10 protein-coding genes are annotated in these 19,519 nt (G+C 47.6%); 6 read left to right on the top strand and 4 right to left on the bottom strand.

The genetic code is table 11. The annotated features are described in order from the left end of the window. Window positions 1-6: 6 nt before the first annotated feature. The 4 genes from RDV52_RS05510 to RDV52_RS05495 all read right to left on the bottom strand — a co-directional run bounded on the left by RDV52_RS05510 (window position 7) and on the right by RDV52_RS05495 (window position 6,084). Window positions 7-1,302 carry a hypothetical protein gene (locus RDV52_RS05510; protein ID WP_004366607.1) on the bottom strand — a complete coding sequence of 432 codons (1,296 nt, stop codon included), beginning with the start codon at window positions 1,300-1,302 and terminating at the stop codon, window positions 7-9. Between the two features lie 88 nt (window positions 1,303-1,390). Continuing rightward, complete coding sequence (locus RDV52_RS05505) at window positions 1,391-2,371, bottom strand: helix-turn-helix domain-containing protein (RefSeq protein WP_025797433.1); 981 nt, start codon at window positions 2,369-2,371, stop codon at window positions 1,391-1,393. Between the two features lie 140 nt (window positions 2,372-2,511). Continuing rightward, the gene (locus RDV52_RS05500) at window positions 2,512-3,690 is read right to left on the bottom strand and encodes a hypothetical protein (RefSeq protein WP_004366609.1); all 1,179 of its coding nucleotides are present in this window, start codon (window positions 3,688-3,690) and stop codon (window positions 2,512-2,514) included. A gap of 18 nt (window positions 3,691-3,708) precedes the next feature. Beyond that, a complete protein-coding gene (locus RDV52_RS05495) occupies window positions 3,709-6,084 on the bottom strand; it encodes a TonB-dependent receptor (RefSeq protein WP_040556883.1) in 2,376 nt (791 codons plus the stop codon). Between the two features lie 199 nt (window positions 6,085-6,283). Here RDV52_RS05495 and RDV52_RS05490 point away from each other — a divergent pair, with 199 nt between their 5' ends. The 6 genes from RDV52_RS05490 to RDV52_RS05465 all read left to right on the top strand — a co-directional run bounded on the left by RDV52_RS05490 (window position 6,284) and on the right by RDV52_RS05465 (window position 19,510). Beyond that, the gene (locus tag RDV52_RS05490; RefSeq protein ID WP_004366611.1) at window positions 6,284-8,029 is read left to right on the top strand and encodes an ABC transporter ATP-binding protein; all 1,746 of its coding nucleotides are present in this window, start codon (window positions 6,284-6,286) and stop codon (window positions 8,027-8,029) included. A 3-nt stretch (window positions 8,030-8,032) separates the two neighbouring features. After that, window positions 8,033-9,730, top strand: coding sequence for an ABC transporter ATP-binding protein (locus RDV52_RS05485; protein ID WP_004366612.1), 1,698 nt, complete (start codon window positions 8,033-8,035; stop codon window positions 9,728-9,730). A gap of 173 nt (window positions 9,731-9,903) precedes the next feature. Beyond that, a complete protein-coding gene (locus RDV52_RS05480; RefSeq protein ID WP_004366613.1) occupies window positions 9,904-11,298 on the top strand; it encodes a DUF3945 domain-containing protein in 1,395 nt (464 codons plus the stop codon). A 34-nt stretch (window positions 11,299-11,332) separates the two neighbouring features. Further along, window positions 11,333-13,462, top strand: a complete 2,130-nt coding sequence (locus tag RDV52_RS05475) for a type IA DNA topoisomerase (protein ID WP_004366614.1) — start codon at window positions 11,333-11,335, stop codon at window positions 13,460-13,462. 137 nt (window positions 13,463-13,599) lie between these two features. Further along, complete coding sequence (locus RDV52_RS05470) at window positions 13,600-14,031, top strand: DUF1896 family protein (RefSeq protein ID WP_004362424.1); 432 nt, start codon at window positions 13,600-13,602, stop codon at window positions 14,029-14,031. Then, window positions 14,018-19,510 (top strand): N-6 DNA methylase, encoded by a 5,493-nt coding sequence (locus RDV52_RS05465; RefSeq protein WP_004366616.1) that lies wholly within the window; start codon window positions 14,018-14,020, stop codon window positions 19,508-19,510. Before RDV52_RS05470 ends, RDV52_RS05465 begins: the two co-directional genes overlap by 14 nt. The last annotated feature ends 9 nt before the right edge of the window (window positions 19,511-19,519 follow it).

The following is a 19,519-nucleotide window of genomic DNA, read 5'->3' as shown; positions in this document are numbered from 1 at the left end:
GATAATCTAAAACGAAACTTTCAACTCCGTAAAAACCGAGTTCTTGGTCTTTTCCAATATCCCAAATAGACGGTCGTCCGGTCCATAGAACAGCTGCCCTCCCACCGTAAGCGTAACGGCATCGGCTATGGCATAGCGAATCTTGGGTTGGAAGAAGTATTCTTTCGTGCTGAACTGGCACAGTCCGAGCAGTTCCACGTTCAATGTTTCGTGGAGTAATGACAGTGCAGGTCTGACCGAAACCGAATGATTCCAACGCTCGTGTTGCGTGAAGACGATACGATTCAGTGAGTTTAGTTTCTGAACTATCGGATTGCCTTTAATGTCTGTCTCCAAGTCCAGTATATACTTACCTATGTACTGTACAATCAAACTGAAATTATCCCAGCTTCGGTCAATCCCTATTGTATATTCCATTTGCTTATTTGGAACGGAATAGATGGAATTATTGCTTTTTTCGGGGAGTGAACAGGCAAACTCGCCTCTTAATCCGTAGTTGCCCAATGAGGTGGAAAAGTCCATTCCGACAACATGCACCCGATAAGGCTCTTGCGATAAAAGGATTTCAGAAGGAGTCTTTTCATACGCGATGCCGGGAAATTTATGTAACCCGTTGTAATAGGAAAGAGAGAGGTCGAAAGAAGGTTTTTCCAAATCTATTTTCACTCCGAAAGACTGGTTCTTCCATCGGTAAGGACGTTTTTCATTGTTCCATACAAGCCCATCTCCCATAGGCTTTCCGATGAAAGGGAACAATGACGATTTGTAAACGGGTATCCAATCTACTTCGATACGGAAGGGATAAGGATTAAAGACACCTTTCACTACGAAATTTCCCAGACGCTTATCGTCTTCCTCCGGTGAGAACACACAAAAATCTTGGGGTGTAACGTTATTGGTCGGATTGAAACCGTCTGCCCGTCCCCAAAGAACGATTTGCTCACCCACACGAAAATCGAACTTGCCAAGATTAAGATTTACATAAGCCTCGCGGATGTCGAACTTATAATTGTTGTTACCATCGGCTCTGTAACGGACTTCCGAAAAGGCGGAAGCACTTATGCCGATGGGAACTTCTAATTTCAAGGCACCCTCTCCGTAGTAATTGCGTATTTCCTTTTCTCCGCCAAAAATACCTGCACGGAGATAACCATTGATTTTAATGCGGTTATCCTGCGAGATTTCTTCTGTCTGGAGAGAGTCCGTTTCATTCGGAGATTGCGCATAAACAGAAATACCGGAAAACAATGAAAAGATTGTTACTCCGGCAAAAAACTGAAACTTAAATGTTTTTATTTTCATTGCCTGATGTTTTTACAGGCAAAGTTCGGAAGATTGCTTAGGGCAAAATAGCCCTCAAATAGCAAGTAATATCCCTATTGCATAAAACTTATAGAGAGTCGAGAAATTGCTTGGGGTTTATTCTGTGATATTTTCGGAAAGCCTCTGTGAAGTGGCTGAGATTGGCATATCCAATTTTATAGCCTACTTCGGATACAGAGTAAAGACGAGTGGAAAGCAAACGTTTTGCCCATTCCATCTTTTCGGATAGGGCATACTCGGCAATCGCCTTGCCAATAACCTGTTTGAAGCATTTTTGTAGTTTGGAACTGCTCATTGCTGCTTCATGTGCCAGTTCGGGAATGCTCGGTACGTTGTTCAAACTTTGTAAAATCTGACGACGGACACGGAAGACAGCCTCCACATCGTTCAAATTCAAGTTGGAAAGAGATTTTACCTCCGAACGTTTTTCGAGTTTTTCAAGAAATATCGTCAGCAGTTCTATTGCCTTTCCATGCAAATGGAGGGGATAGAAAAGCACATCGCTTTTGGCTGTGGCCTTAATGCCATCCAATACTTGTTGCATCGCAGGTGTGATGGTCTCGAACAGATAAAAAGACTTGTCCGACCGGAGCAGCCGACCGATGTAGGTTTCGTGAGCCGTATCCATTTGCTCTATCCAATCCTTGTTGAAGGTCAATGTAATGTTTTCATACTGCCGTTTGGGAGCGAAAGTCCACTCCGTAGGGATATTGCTTGAGGGCATAAAGATACCGTCGAGCGTGTCCACCCCGACCGTTTTCGTGCTTGTGCCGATAATCTGCTCGTGCTTATGCTCGTTGATATAGAACATCACGGGAATCCATTTCGAGTTTTCCACCGAGCGACGCACCATTGTCATCGGTTCGTACGATACGAAACTGATGTAGGTCAATGTGAGCCATGATAACGGGTAGTATTGCTTGAAAAAGCCGCTGCCCACTGAGGGCGGAACGGTAAAACCATCGTTCGTTACCGATGTGCCGAATTGCTCGGCAACCATCTCGATCCAATCTTCTGGCTTATTGATTGCACAAAATTCTATGGTCATATCATTATACCTTTCTGCAAATTTACAAATAAGTAAGGATAAAAAAGAGGATTTTCTTATATTTTTATCCTTGTTGAATCGCATACTCTATAAAAAACAAGAGTATTCCTTTTTTGAGGGAATACTCTTGCGATAGGGATTTACTCAAATGCGACTAAACTTGAAGGTATTCCCACGGCAGTAACGACGGGAGTTTGCGAGCATTCACCCGTCTTGGTATTGTAGGTATAGTAGCCCGTTCCGTTATTGCACGTCATACCAAAGACGATGAAATCTTTGTAGCGGGTTATGGCAAAAGAGCCATTGCTGTCGGTCATTGGCAAATCGAGTTTTTCGATGGTTTTGTTCCAAATGTCGATTTTCACGGGTTGGAAGTCTTTCTTGAGTATTCCGAATTCCGTATCCGTTACTTTCAAGCAACTATATACAATGCCATTGCCCGCATAGTAAGACTTAATCATATACTGCCCCGTTTTGCCAATCCCTTTTATGGTTGTCTTCGACAGGTTGAACAGGTAGTCGGCGTCCCATTGGTCGCTTCCTTTGCGGATACGCAAGAAACCTTCCTTATTGGCAACGTTGAAGTTGTTGCCCGCACTGTAAAAGTAGATGTCGCCCCGCTCGTCCATAAAGGCATCGGAGTGACGGAACAATCCGACAACACTTGTGCGACTGTCCTTAATGACTTCGGTCTTTTTCGTTTTAAGGTCAATAACAGCCACCTCTGCACCCGTCCCCGGTACGGAGGTGTGGGGCGAATTGAGCTGGTTGAGGGCTACATACATCTTTCCGTCTCGAATGACATTGCAACCGGGGTCGGGATTATTGTCCTGAACAGCATAAGACGAGAGGTCGATTTCATCCTCTTTTTGCAACGTAGCGGTATTGATTAGCGCAATCTTTCCCCTTCCGTGCAAAGCGACGTATGCCCGCTGCTCGTCGATGAAATTGATTTCTCCGGGTTGCGCCATCTGTTCAAAGGTCATCGTACCTACTTTTAGCAGTTCGCCGTGCGCCCCTCTTGTAAACTTGTGTACCTTATCTCCGAATTTCCCTTCGGGCACAAGTACCGTGTTTCCTTTTGCGAAGAGATAACACCCAAAGCCAAATTCGAATGCTTTCTTGTTGTCGGTGGCTTGAGGTGTCAAATCACCGAACGTGCCGACGTAAGCACTTTTGTCCACATAATGCACAAAGGCAAAATGCTGTTGCACCTCATTGGGCGTTGGTTTCGGGTCATCGTTCTTGTCGCAGGACGTCAGCCCTATGGAGCCGACCAGCATAGCAGAAAGGGCTATGTTCTTCAATGTTGTTCTCATTTTTATTTATGTTTAGAATTATAAAATACCTTTCGAGAAGACGTATCTGAATTTGAGGTGGAATGTCCGTCCTGCCAACGGTTGGCGGAACTGGTCCCACACTTCTTTATTCATCAGGTTGTGGCATTCCAAAGCGATGGAATATTTGTTCTTGTAGGTCAATAGCAGACCAATATCATTGACGAAACTGCGAGGAATACGTCGTTTCTGCAATTCAGTAAGTTCCCAAAAGTAGAAGAACTCTTCCGTGAACTTCCCGTCCCAGAATGCCTTGACATACCAATTCTTGAACAATCGGTCGCTGTGGTATTCCGCTCCGAAGTTGGCAAACAGGTAGGGAATATTCGGCAGTCGCAATCCTTTTGTCGGATTAGGGGCTTGGGTGCCGGGCAAATAGTCCAAAACATCGCGGACGTCCTGATAAGTCAGGTTCCCGTAGGCATAGACCGTTGGCGATATGTCCAATTTTATTTCGGTTTCTATACCTTTAATATGTACCTTTTCTGCGTTTACATATCCGGCTGCCATGTGTTGTTTCATCAGTTTTATCATATCGCTTACCTGCATATAAAAGCTGTTCACTTCAAACTGCAATCGCGATAATCCGAGGACATCATTTTTGTCTATTAAGAACCCCAGATTGAAGTTGTGGCTTTTCTCTGGTCTCAATCCGGCTGCAGGAAAGGTGATGATACCATCACCGAATAGTTCTTGTGAATTGGGAAGGCGTATTGCCCGCTGGTAAGATGCTTTCAAGTGAAAACCTCTGAAGGGCTCGTATTTTATTGCCTCTATCCAGCCTATTTGTGAGGTCGTATTGTTCTTTTTCTTCGGAGCCTCAATCATCTCGTATGAAGTCAAATCTTCTATCTCGGAATGGAGGTGGAAATACTTTGCGGAGAGCATATTCGTCAGTTTCTTATCAAAGAGTTTTGACTCCCAAGTCAACCCCGAAATGACACTGGTCTTTTTGCTGGGAAATCCTCCGATAACAAAACCAGCATGCTGACTTGCAATGTTGTCGCTCGGTTGTCTTCTGGCGTAGTTAATAAGTGTGTTCAGATTCAAACTGTGATTGGCGGACAACTTGTAATCAAAATTGATACGTTCATTGATTTCCAAGCCTTTGTCATTTGAGTTGTGAGGAACATCTCCTGTTTCTCCCTGCCCATTCGGACTCGGATATATGTTTCCTTCGAAATCGTGATTAACTCGTGCCGTATCCACAAAATTGTTTGTTGTATGTGAAAGGGAGAAATGGGACTCAAGATTAAGGCGGTCGTTCAGCATTCCGCTTTTTATCAGTTTGTTTTCCAACATAAACATTCCTGATTGGTTTTCGGCATGTTGTATGTTTTTTAAGATACCTTGGATTTCATTGAAACGATTGTAATACCCGAACTCGGTACTAATCTCATCGAACCAAAGTTTCGTGAAAGCAATTTTTCCCTTCAACATATACGAACGAAAACGGTCATGGTCACGTCTTACCAACAGGTTTTCTCTCTCGGGAACTCTGAAAGAGTAGTCATTCTTTGCAGATGTATAATAGCCTCCCGCACCGAGTAGAACGCCACTCTTTGGAAAGTTCTTGCGAGAGAAGACGCTTCCTTTGTGTGTTTGGTAAGACCCGAATTCATACGAGGCATCTAAATAGTCCGTACTAAACTCTTTAGTAACGATATTGACGGCTCCCCCCAATCCATCACATCCGAAACGGGCGGGTATGATACTCTTATAGACTTCTATTCTTTCTATAATGTCTATCGGAATTTCATCAAGAGAAAAAGCCCCGTCAGAAGTACTCATTGGTATTCCGTCCCATAAGATTTGAATGCGGTTTCCTTCCAATCCATGAACAATAATTCTCGAACTGCTTCCCAAACCACCGGTCTGCCCAACTTTCAAACCTATGGTTTTATTCAAAACGGTTTCTAACGAAATAGATCTGCCTTGAAGTTCTTTCGCATTTATTACAGAAACTGCTTCAGGCGACTCTCTGAGAACTTGTGCTTTTGTTTTTCCGAAGACCACTACATCTGCTAACTCTGTTGATTCCGGGAGTAGTCTTATGGTATAACGCTTCCCATTTGCAGTAATCGTATCGGTAATGGTCTGATAACCGACATAACTTACCATAAGCATAAGTTTTTGATTACTTGATGCACTTAGTTTTGCAATACCTTTCCTGTTTGTAGTCGTACCATTTGTGTACGTTGGAGCATTCAAACCTTTCCAATGTACGGCGGCAAATTCTATACTGTTCCCATTTTCTGCATCAATAACTTTTATTTCTGTTGGTTGCAGTTGTGCAAACATAGGAAAAGACCACAACAATAGAAAGCCGACAATGAGCATTCTTTTGTATAAATGGACTATTGAGCTGATTGACATATCATATTTGTTTGTGAGATTCTGTGCAAAGGTACTTACCTGCCGAGCAAATAAATAACCCTATTATCCACGCTTATACCCCTGTTGCGTTTATATGCGAGCAAATTGTTGTTTTGGGGCAGTGTAATGCTTATTGGGGTTATTTTATTCCTGTTTGTAGCCGTACTTTTGCAGCAGAAAAAATCAAAACGACACATATATGGATAAACAAAAAGTCAGACCTCTTGATGAGGAACGGGAGAGCCGCAGCCTGCTCTCCAATGCAGTGGTCATATTGCACCTTATTTTAGGTACACTCCCTATACTGCTGGTAGTGTGGGCAGTGGACAAGCTGATGAATGGCACACTCTCTCCCTTAATAGTTTGGGGTATTGGAGGAATAATGATACTATTTGCAATGCTTCGAGGCGTATTCTATGGAACCTCCATTTGGCGGGCACACCGGTCGGCTTACAATGCCCTTACACGATTGAGGTTGCGTATCATAAGTCATCTGCAACGCTTGCCGCTCGGTTTCTTTCAAGAACGGAAAGTTGGCGACTTGGTGAATATTATCAACCACGATGTGGAACAAATTGAAATTTATTTAGCACATGGATTACCCGAAATCCTTTCGGCTACGCTTTTTCCTGCCTTACTCTGGGTAATTATTATGGTGTTGGACTGGCGTTTGGGGCTGTCGCTCATTTCTCTTTTGCCTGTAGCATTTCTTCTGCAAATGGCTGTCAAAACACTTTGGGGAAGGAGCTTTCAACACTTTATGGAAAGTACGCAAAAAATGTCGGAAGACCTTTTGGAATATGTGGCTACCATATCGGTAATCAAAGCCTTCAGTAACGAGGAGAACAGAACGAAACGGGTACTTGATGGTATGCGCGACTACATCCGTTGGGTAAAGCGGAGCATGTTTAGTGTTACTGTTCCCATGACATTGATAACGATGTTCTTGGAAGGTGGTATCGTGGTAATGACCCTTATTGGACTATGGATGATGAGTTCGGGCGAATTAACTGTAGCCCGTTTTATTCTTGCCCTGATATTGGGTGGATTGTTCTCGTCCTCTTTTGCTAAGTTGGCAACATTCCAACATTTCCGAATCGTCTATGGTCAGTCGTTGGCAAAAGTACAGTCCATTACAGAGGTACAGACAAAGGAAACTGCTGACAAGAAAACGGATACGACACAAACGGATGTTTGTTTCGAGCATGTTACATTTTCCTATCCAAACAAGGAAGACAATGCGCTGAAAGATGTATGTCTTCAATTTTCGAAAGGAAGTCATACAGCTATCGTCGGCGAATCCGGATCGGGAAAAACCACATTGGCAAGTCTGATGATGGGGTTCTGGCAACCTCAAACAGGTACTATCCGACTAGGAGGAGAGAATATTACGGAACTCTCCGAACGTAATATCGCTGATTATTTTTCGATGGTACAGCAGGAGGTTTTTCTCTTTAACACAACTATTCGGGACAATATCCGTATAGGAAAACCTACAGCCACACAAAAGGAAGTGGAAATGGCAGCAGAGCGTGCTCGTATTCATGATTTTATCATGGGATTGCCGAATGGTTATGATACGCTCGCAGGCGAAGCTGGCGTAAAATTCTCCGGCGGAGAAAAACAGCGTATTTCCATTGCCCGAATGTTACTCAAAGACTCTCCAATAGTTATTCTCGATGAAGCCACTGCCGCATTGGACGGAGAGAATGAGAAACTAATCCAAGAAGCTCTTGATGAATTGCAGCGCAACAAGACCGTCATTACCATTGCTCACCGTCTCAATACTATTCAGGATATGGAGCGTATTGTTGTGATGGACAAGGGGCAGGTTGTCTCAAAAGGAACACACCAAGAACTGCTGAAAGACTGTTCTCTGTACCGCAATATGACGGAGACGCAAGAACAAGTAAGTAAATGGCAACTGAAAGAAGAGGAGGTATAAACAATGGTACGCAATATACTGAATGAATTGACCGCTAGCGGAGTGCGGCATCTAATTATCTCCGCACTGTTTTTCGTGGTTTATGCCCTTTGTGGCACGGCGATAATGCTCACCGTCTTGTTTCTCATCGACCGTCATATACAAGGAGAAAGCATCTCTTTCATTTCGGCAGCATGGGTACTCGGTGGTCTGCTGGTCTTGAAAACCATATCCAGTGCCATTGCCGATATGAGTAAGCATTTTGCCGGATTTGATCTTGTGGAACGTATCCGCGAGAAAATCATATTGAAATTGAAAATGTTCTCACTCGGTTTCTATACCAATGAGCGTCTGGGAGAGATAAGTACAGTCATTCACAAAGACGTTGATAATATGGAAATGGTAGTAGGACATCTATGGACACGGATGTCTGCCGACTTCATTGTAGCTCTAATACTCGGTATTGGACTATTTTGCGTGGATTGGCGCATGGGATTGACAATGGTAGCCATTCTCCCCATTGCCCTATTTTCTCTGTATCGGGGTATTCGCTCGGGAATGAAAGCACAGGAGGAATCACAGGATAATCTGGCAGATATGGTCAGCCTCTTTGTTGAATATGTCAAGGGCATCCCAGTTTTGAAAGTATTTGGAGGAAAAGGAATGTTCCGTGACAGACTCGACCACTCTGTTGGTGAATTTGGAGAAAGCAGTAAGAATACTTCTCGTTTGGCAGCTGTAAGTGTGGGCAGATACACTTTTCTGATAGAATTGGCTTTCGCTTTGATGGCTACAATCGGTCTTTGGTGGACACAGCAGGGGGAACTTTCTCTTTTCGCTTATTTAATGTTTATCATCGTCTCAAAAGAATTCTACAAACCTTTTGTCAATATGGAGAATCATTGGTTGAATTATATCAAGGTAAAAGATAGTTACGGACGCATTTCCCATTTATTGAATGCTCCTGTTATCACCAATCCTGAACAGCCGAAAACAGCAACCCATTTCAATCTTTCCTTTGACAAAGTGGATTTCCATTATGAGAAGGAAGGTTTTGAGATGAAAAATCTCACGTTCCATGTTCCCGAAGGAACGGTAACGGCACTTGTTGGCTCGTCAGGTTCAGGTAAAACAACCATTACCAACCTGTTACTCCGTTTCTGGGAACCGCAGACCGGCAGTATCCGTATCGGTGGTTTAGACATTCGAGAAATGGACTACGATTATTTACTCGGTAAAATCAGTGTGGTGATGCAGAATGTTATTCTCTTTTCAGATACCATTGCCAATAATATCAAAGTAGGCAATCAACATGCTACGCAGGAAGAAATCGAAGAAGCAGCACGTAGGGCGATGATACACGACTTTATCATCAATCTGCCGGAAGGTTATGAAACAAAAATCGGAGAAAACGGTTTGGGACTATCCGGAGGTCAGAAACAAAGGCTTTCAATCGCCCGTGCGTTCCTCAAAGATGCTCCCATCATTCTTTTGGACGAGATAACGAGCAATGTTGACCCTGTCAATGAATATAAGATACAACAGGCAATGTCTTCCCTTATCCGAAATCGCACAGTCTTGGTCATTGCCCATCATTTGCAAACCATCCGTAATGCTAATCAAATTATTGTGATGGACAAGGGACACCTTGTAGAGAACGGGACGCATGCAGAACTTGCAGCAAAAAACGGAATGTACTGCAAATTGCTGTCCATGCAATAACCTAATCAATGAAAAATATGGAGGTGTGGAGTTTGATCCACACCTCTTTTTTTGCCACTTCTATCCATATCGAAGCCACAAGTACGCAGTTATCCAATACCTCTAACATACACGGTTTCTTTGGTTTACTTTTGTCCGTGCACCGCTGTTGGTGCCATTAAATACATTATAATATGGACGAAAAAATCAAAGACCAAGAAGTCCTTTTGGTCAAGGATCAGAAAGACGAGAATCTCAAAGTCGTCACAGGTACGGACGAGAAAGGCGGACTGAAAACCGTTCCGCCCACCGCCGAGCATGAACAGAGCTTCCTGAAGTTCGACAAGCACAGCAATGCGCTGGAAAACTTCCTCTCCAACTTCATGCGTCAGTTCAAGCATCCCACACCGCTGAACTTCTTCAAAGTGCCTTTTGAGAGTGCCGTTGCCAGTGCACGTGTGCTCTCGGAGATGCTTAAAGCTCCGGAAGTCCCCTCCAATAAAGAGATGCTGGACTCCGCCCGTGTCAATCCTTCGGACTATGCAGGCGAGCAGAAACAGTCCTTCCAAGGCATTGACCCCGACAAGGTGAAATGGGAACAGTTTGAGCAGATGGGCATAAGCCGTGAGAGTCTGGAAAAGGGCAAGCATCTTGATGACCTGCTTCAATACAGAAAGACTCCACTTGTTCCCATCAGTATCAAAATTGGGGAAGTTTCCCTCTACACCGATGCCCGTCTTTCCCTGAAAGCCTCCGGAGACGGTATGTTTATCCCCGTCATCCACGCCATCCGCAAGGAGCCGCAATTGGAGCGCGAGTTCTTCGGGCATACCTTCACCGACGAGGACAAGAAAGCCCTCAGAGAAACGGGTAATCTCGGTCGCACCGTGGAGCTGACCTTCCCCGGCAAAGATGAGCCGACCCGCAGTTTCGTAAGCATCGACCGCCTGACGAACGACATCATCGCCCTGAGTGCCGACCGGGTACGCATCCCCGATGAAATCAAGGGCGTGAAGCTGAGCGATGAGCAGAAAAAGGAACTCTCGGAAGGCAGAAGCATCTATGTGGAGGGCATGACATCCAAAACGGGAAAGCATTTCAATGCCAACCTTCAATTCAATGCCGACAAGCGGTCGATTGAATTTCGTTTCGGCTCTCCCAAGCAGGAACAACGCCAAAGACAAGCCCCCGAAGGACAGGAACAGGCAGAGCAGAAAGAATTGCGTGTCCCCAAAAAGATGCTGGGACGAGACATCTCTCCCGAAGAGCAAGCGAAGCTCAAAGCAGGTCAAACGGTCTATATGACCGGGCTTATCGACAAGAAAGGAGAGCCTTTCAATGCCTATGTGCGTCCGAATTTCGAGAAGAACAAGTTCGACTTCCTCAAATGGAATCCTGACAAGTCCCAAGCCAAAGAGGTAACTCCCGACAATGCTTCCCGCACACAGGTCGCCGTCAATTCCGAAGGTAAGACCAACGAGGCTACCAAGCATGTGAAGGAGCCGCTCAAGCAGGGGCAGACAGAACCTACCGCCCAGCAAGAGCAGAAGGAAGAAGAGAAGAAGCGTTCCAAGGGAATGAAAATGTAATCTGCCACCACTAACATCCAAAAAGTAAGAACAAATGAAAGTCATTATAGCAGAAAAGCCGAGCGTAGCTCGTGAAATCGCCCGTGTCGTTCGGGCTACCAACAAGAAGAATGGTTATTTCGAAGGAGGCGGCTATGCCGTCACGTGGGCATTGGGACACCTGATAACGGCAGCCATGCCCGAAGCCTACGGCATCAAGGGTTTCCGCAAAGAGAACCTGCCGATTCTTCCTCCCGTCTTTACCCTTATTCCCCGTCAAATCAAGGAAGGGAAAGGCTATAAAGCCGACGCTGTAGCAGTCGCCCAACTCAAAATCATCGAAAAACTCTTCCGAGCGTGCGAAGGCATTATCGTAGCCACCGATGCCGGAAGGGAAGGTGAGTTGATCTTCAGGTTCATCTATGAGTATCTCGGCATCGCCAAACCCTTCGACCGCCTATGGATCAGTTCCTTGACGGACAAAGCCATCAAAGAGGGACTTGCCCGTCTGCAAAGCGGAGCGGCGTATGACAATCTCTATTATGCCGCCCGTGCCCGCAGCGAAGCCGACTGGTTAGTGGGCATCAATGCCACCCAAGCCATATCCATTGCGGCAGGACGAGGCACTTATTCATTGGGCAGGGTGCAGACTCCGACCCTCTGTATGGTCTGTTCCCGTTTCTTGGAGAACAAGAAGTTCGAGCCGCAGCCATTCTGGCAACTCAGCCTTGCCGTAAAGGAAGGTGATGAGAGTTTCCGTTTCTCCTCCGCCGACCGCTGGTTCGATAAGGCAGAAGCCACCGCCCTGTATGATAAACTCAAACAGGCTCCTTATGCCACTGTAGAAACGATTGTGCGCAAGGAGACCAAGCAGGAGCCACCGCTTCTGTATGATTTGACCACTTTACAGAAAGAAGCGAACAGCCGGTTCGGCTATTCGGCGGAACAAACCCTTTCCTTGGCGCAGAAACTCTATGAGAAGGCATACATCACCTATCCTCGCACGGGCAGCCGATATATTCCCGAAGATGTCTTTGCCGAAATACCTGCCCTGATAGCCTTTTTACACGACCATCCCGTCTGGGGTGTCCATGCCCGCCGACTGACCGAACTTAATGCGCATTCGGTGGACGGCAAGAAAGTGACCGACCACCACGCCCTGCTCATTACGGGCAAGAAGCCGATAGACATATTCGGAGAGGAAGTAGTCATCTACGATATGATAGTCGGACGTATGCTCGAAGCCTTCTCCGCCCGATGCGTGAAGGATGTCAGTACGGTTACTGCCGCCTGCGAGGATGTGAAGTTTATCCTCAAAGGTGAAATTATCAAAGAAGAGGGTTGGCGTGCTATCCTCAAAAACAGCAGAAAAAAAGACAAGGAGCAGGCGGAAGCCGAAGAACGGGAAAGCCGGGAGAATGGAGAAGGCATCATCATCCCTCAATGGGAGGAAGGTAAGCAACTTCCGCTCTGCGCTTGTTCCTTGGCACAGGGAACGACCAAGCCCAAGCCCCTGCACACGGAAAGTTCGCTGTTGGCAGCGATGGAGACGGCGGGCAAAGAGTTGGAGGACGAAGAATTGCGTGCGCAGCTCAAGGATTGCGGTATCGGCACGCCCGCTACCCGTGCCGCCATCATCGAAACCCTCTTTGCACGCGAGTACATGGTGCGCCAAAAGAAGTCGCTCGTCCCTACTGAGAAAGGACTTGCCGTCTATTCCATCGTTAGGGAAATGAAAATCGGTAATGCCGAGATGACCGGACAGTGGGAAGCGGACTTGGCGAGAATCGAACGGGGAGAGTTGAAAGAGCAAGAGTTTCGCAAGGGCATCGAAAACTACGCCACACAGATTACCGACGAACTGCTCTCCTCCAAAATCCTCTTCCCCAAAAAACAGAGCGACATCCATTGCCCCAAATGCGGCAAAGGCTCACTGGTCTTCTATCCCCGATGTGCCAAATGCTCTGATGCCGATTGTGGGCTGACGCTTTTCCGCAGCGTGGCAGGCAAGAGCCTCACGGACGAGCAACTGACGCAGTTGGCGGTAAACGGAGAGACTGGCATCATCAAGGGCTTTACCTCCAAAACGGGCAAGAGCTTCGAGGCTTCTCTCTCCTTGGACGGAGAGTTCAAGACGGTCTTTGTCTTCCCCGAGCGTAAAAAACCGGGCAAATCCCGAAGGTAAATCCCCGTAATTTGCTAATTTTGCCACTGAATGATGCGGTCATAAACAATCCTGTTGTTTTTACTGCGGATTTTAGTGGTGGCACTCGGCGGGGACGTCGAGTGCCTTTGCATTATATACCCATTAAAATTACAGATATGACAGCCATTCGATTTTCCTATTACGAGCTATCCCTGCTCTCTTTTCTTCGGGAAAGCCATCCCGAAAAAGCCGATGACATTCCCTTCGTCAAAGAGCGTGCGGCAGCCGCTTCCGAAGCCTATGCCGAAGCCTTCGATACCGGTCTTCCCATAGCCGAATGTATCGGCATTGCCAATAAGACGCTCTATGCGGGTCTGCACTTTTCCCACCACGATACCATCTCCTCTGTTCTTTGGAACGAGTTCTCCGCCGAAGTGCCGCTTGAAGCTGTCAGGGAGACCGCTATCCGCCTGCGCCCAATCTTGGAAGCAATCTTCACCAAGTATCCTATTTCGGACGAGTTCGCCTATATGCCCGAATACAACTCCCTCTATACGGAGATTACGGGTTTTGTTCAACTAAAACTCGAAGAAGATGGCAAGTTATAACAAGAAGGAGCATCTAAGGGCGAACATAGAAGCCATCAAGACGGTCTTTGCCCTGCATCGGGAACAACGCACGGCAACGGAGGAGGAAATGGAGGTGTTGCGGGCTTATACGGGCTTCGGGGCTTTGAAGTGTATCCTCTCTCCCGCCAACACGATGGAGGACATCGCCCGATGGAACAAGTCGGAGCTGGAGCTATTCCCCTTGGTGATGGAGCTGCATCGCATCATTCGGGACAACACCGCTTCCGAGTCGCAGTACAAGAGTTATATGCAGAGCCTGAAAAATTCCGTGATGACCGCTTTCTATACTCCTGCGCCCGTAGTGCGGGAGATTGCCGCTTCCTTACAGGAGGCAGGCATCGTCCCCAAGCGTATCCTCGACCCCTCGGCGGGACTGGGCGAGTTCATCCGCTCTTTTGACGGCATTGCAGCCGAAGGGCATACGACCTTCGGTTTTGAGAAAGACATCCTTACGGGACGGATGCTCTCCGCTCTGCATCCCGAAGACAAGATACGCATCCGGGGCTTCGAGGAAATCGAATCCAAGCTCGGAGGTTATTTCGATGTGGTCAGCAGCAACATTCCTTTCGGAGATGTGGCCGTCTTCGACCCTGTTTTCAGCAAGACGGACGAACCTGCCCGAAAGGTCGCCCGCATGTCCCTGCACAATTACTTTTTCGTCAAGGGGGTGGATATGCTCCGTGAAGGCGGTGTGTTGGCATTCATTACCTCGCAAGGAGTTATGAACGCGCCCTCGAACGAGCCTATACGAAAATGGCTGATGAATAACTCCCGCCTTGTCTCGGCAGTCCGTCTTCCCAACAATCTTTTCTCGGAGAATGCGGGGACGGAAGTGGGCAGTGACCTTATCGTCCTGCAAAAGCAGAGCGGCAAGACAAGTCTGACCGAAGAGGAACTGCGTTTCATCAAGAGTGAGAAACGCCCTAGCGGAGTACTGTTCAATACCTATCTGCGAAGTATGTCTCAAATTGTGCATACCGAATGGAAGCAGGATACCGACCCTTACGGCAAGCCCGCCATCCTGTTCCATCACGAGGGCGGAGCGGAAGGCATCGCCACCGATATGGGCAAAATCCTGCGGGCAGATTTAGCCAAACGCTTGGACGAGGCATTGTACCAAAAGCATATCTCCATTCAGGAGCAGCCCAAAGTTACCGTTTCTGTTTCTCCCGAGGTCAAGCAGGGAGAGCCAACGCTTACGCCTGCCGCTTCGAAAGAGGAGCAATCACACCGAAAGGAGGTGCAACCGAAAGAGGAACAGCCGACGGAGCAAAACCGAAGCCGTGTCACACCGCAGGTACAACTGCTCGACCTTTTCGGCAATGTTATCCCGGAGGAAAAGCCCAAACGTAAAGCTGCCGCAAAACTGAAATCTGTCGTATCACCCTCCATCTTTTCCGAGACTTCACAAAGCAATGATACGGCACTGGGGCTGAAAGACACGGGAGAGCTGTGGTGGCAGCAGGACAAGGAGAAAGGGATGCAGCAGCGCCTCTATGAGGGGGAATGGCACGAACACCTCAGAGAGGGGTCTTTGCTGGCTTCGGACTTTCAAGTCGGAATGCTTGTCCGTGATATGGAGGACAACCGAATGTTCCAGCCCATAGACCTCCCGTCCCAAGAACGACAGAAAATGTTGCTCTACATAGACCTGCGGGATGCCTACCACGCCCTCTATGATTATGAGGCGGAACGCAAGGTGGCGAATGAATCCTTGCGAGAGAACCTCAATGAACTGTACGACCGTTTCGTGCGGCTGTACGGGCATTTGAATGACCGCAAGAACCACGAGCAGATCCTGATGGATGCCGGTGGCAGGGAAATCCTCTTCTTGGAACGGAAGGTGGATAAAGAAACGCTCAAAGCCGATATTTTCCGTCAGCCCGTTTCTTTCAGCCTGCACGAAGTGACAGAGGTGAGCAATGCCCAAGAGGCGCTCTCGGCGTCACTCAATAAGTTCGGAGCGGTGGACACCGAGTATATGCTCTCTTTGCTCCCCGACACCTCCGAGGAAGAGATGCTCTTCGAGCTGCACGACAGGATTTACTACAATCCTTTGGAGGGAGAGTATGAAATTGCCGAGAAGTTCATATCGGGCAATGTGGTTGCCGCTTCGGAGCGTATCGGACAATATCTTTTGGAGCATCCGGAAGACACAAGGGCGCAAGCCTCCTTGCAGGCACTGAAAGATGCCATTCCCGAACCGATACCCTTCGTGGACTTGGATTTCAACTTCGGGGAGCGATGGATTCCCGTAAATCTCTACTCAGACTATGCCTCGTACCTCTTCGACACGGAGGTGATGATACGCTACAATTCAAGTGCGGACGAATACTCTGTGGAGGCACGGATGCACAATGCCAATATCTGGGACAGGTTCTGTGTACGGGGGCAACATCGTCGCTACGACGGCATTGCCCTGATGAAGCACGCCCTGCTGAATACGACGCCCGACATTACCAAGAAAATCATGGTCGGAGACAAGGAAGTCAAAGTACGGGACACCGAAGCCATACAGATGGCAAACGCCAAAATCGACGAGATTCGAAATGGCTTTACTGATTGGCTGAACGAGCAAAGCGATGAGTTCAAGAAGCGGTTGGAGAAACTCTATAATGACACTTTCAATTGTTTTGTTCGTCCGCAATATGATGGTTCCCATCAGACATTCCCTGACCTCAATCTGAAAGGCTTGGGCATCGAGAGTTTGTACGGCAGCCAAAAAGATGCCGTGTGGATGCTCAAACTCAACGGGGGAGGTATCTGCGACCATCAGGTAGGGGCAGGAAAGACGCTCATCATGTGTACCGCTGCCTATGAGATGAAACGGCTCGGCTTGGCAAACAAGCCGATGATACTCGCTCTCAAGGCCAACGTGCAGGAGATAGCACAGACCTTCCAAACGGCTTACCCGAACGCCAAGCTGCTCTATCCAGGGAAGAACGACTTCACCCCCGACAAGCGGCAGCGGATTTTCCACGACATCAAGAACAACAACTGGGACTGCATTGTCCTCACGCACGACCAGTTTGGCATGATACCGCAGTCGGACGAGATACAGCAAAAAATCCTTCAGGACGAGCTGGACAGCGTGGAAGAGAACTTGGAGGTTTTGCGTCAGCAGGGACGCAGCATCTCCCGTGCGATGGAGAAAGGGCTTGTCAAGCGGCAGATGAATTTACAGGCGAAGCTGGATGAAATCAAGTTCAAGATAGAGAACCGCAAGGACGATATAGTGGATTTCAAGACAATGGGTATAGACCACCTTTTCGTGGACGAGTCGCATACGTTCAAAAATCTGATGTTCAACACCCGCCACGACCGTGTGGCAGGGTTGGGTAACAGCGAAGGAAGCCAGCGTGCTTTGAATATGCTCTTTGCCATACGAACCATTCAGGAAAGGACGGGGAAAGACTTGGGAGCAACCTTCCTTTCGGGGACGACCATATCGAACTCACTTACGGAGTTGTACCTGCTGTTCAAGTATCTGCGTCCCCAAGCCCTCGAAGCACAGAACATCAAGACCTTTGACGCGTGGGCTGCCATCTTCGCCAAGAAGTCGGTGGACTATGAGTTTTCCGTCACTAACGAAATCGTACAGAAAGAGCGTTTCCGCTATTTTATCAAAGTGCCGGAGTTGGCAGCGTTCTACGCTCAAATCACTGATTACCGGACGGCAAAGGACATCGGCATAGACCGCCCCGAAAAGAATGAGATTATGCACAACATACCGCCTACGCCCGAACAGGAAGAGTTCATCGCCAAGTTGGTGGAGTTTGCCAAGACGGGCAATGCAGAATTATTAGGACGAGAGAAACTCTCCGATAGAGAGGAGAAAGCCAAGATGCTTATCGCAACGGACATGGCTCGAAAGATGAGCTTAGATTTGAGGCTTATTGATCCTAACAAGTACGGAGATCATGTGGACAACAAAGCCTCCCACTGTGCTGCCAAGATTGCGGAATACTATCACAAGTTTGAGGAGCAGAAAGGAACGCAATTTGTATTCAGTGATCTCGGTACGTATAAGCCGGGCGAATGGAATCCCTATTCCGAAATCAAGCGCAAGTTGGTGGAAGACCACGGCATACCCGCTCAGGAGATACGCTTTATTCAGGAAGCTAAGACCGACAAGGCTCGAAAGACGCTCATCGCGGGAATGAATGAAGGTTCAATTCGAGTGCTTTTCGGTTCTACGAGTATGCTCGGCACGGGTGTGAACGCCCAAAAACGTGTCGTCGCCATCCATCATTTGGACACGCCGTGGCGTCCTTCCGACTTGGAGCAGAGGGACGGACGAGCCGTGCGCAAGGGCAATGAAGTTGCCAAATTCCATGCGGACAATAAAGTAGATGTCATTATCTATGCTGTGGAGAAGTCTCTTGATAGTTATAAATTCAACCTGTTGCATAATAAGCAACTCTTCATCGAACAACTGAAAAACAACCGTATGGGCAGTCGTACCATCGACGAGGGAAGTATGGACGAGAAATCGGGAATGAATTTTTCCGAATACGTCGCCATCCTCTCCGGGAATACCGATTTATTGGAGAAGGCAAAGTTGGAAAAGAAGATTGCCGGTTTGGACAGCGAACGGCAGGCGTTCATTCGCAGTAAGTCATCCTCCCGAAGTCGATTGGACGAAGTCGTGCGGACGGTGGACGGCAACAAGGAGTTGATTGCCCGTTTCCAAAGTGACTGGGACTTGTACCAAAGCCGTGTGCAGAAAGACAAGGAGGGAAACATCCTCAATCCGATAACGCTCAAAGGGGTGGAAGGAAGCGCCCCGAAACGCATCGCTGCCAAACTCGCGGAAATCAACGAGAAAGCCTGCACACGGGGAGAGTATTTCAATATCGGAACACTCTACGGATTTAATCTTGTGGTCAAGACGGAATCCTCCTCTAAAGACCTTTTCGACCTTTCGCAGAACAAGTTCTTCGTGATGGGAGAAAGCGGAATGAAGTACAGCTACAACAATGGTAGGATTGCGGCAGACCCGCAACTCGCCTGCATGAATTTCCTGAACGCCTTGGAGAAGATACCCGGCTTGATTGAGAAGTTTAAGGCGGACACGGAAAAGATAGCCAAGGATATTCAGGTTTTGCAGGAGGTCGTGAACGGATCTTGGAAGAAGGAAGAGCAGCTCAAAGACCTCAAAACGGAACTCGCTGCCCTTGACCGCAAGATACAGCTCTCTCTAAAACCCATCGAGCAGGGAGAGAGTGAGCAAGAAGGAACGGAGGTGATGCAGGACGGCGAAGGAAAGGCGGAAGAATTGGAACGGTCACGTCCGATAGAGCCGACTGTCGCCGCCCCCTCCGTCAGCACCTCTGCGGCTCAAACCGACAGACCGTTGGAAAGCAGCGGGCAGAGTATCTCCGCTACACAGCCCTCTATGAACGGACTGCCGCCGTCTCTGGCAGAAAAGGTGTTCGTTGTCAGACCGAAAATATAATCTGTAATG

The sequence above is a fragment of the Prevotella nigrescens genome (genome assembly GCF_031191185.1).
Classification (GTDB): Bacteria; Bacteroidota; Bacteroidia; order Bacteroidales; family Bacteroidaceae; genus Prevotella; species Prevotella nigrescens.
This window is presented reverse-complemented; position numbering and strand designations above follow the sequence as displayed.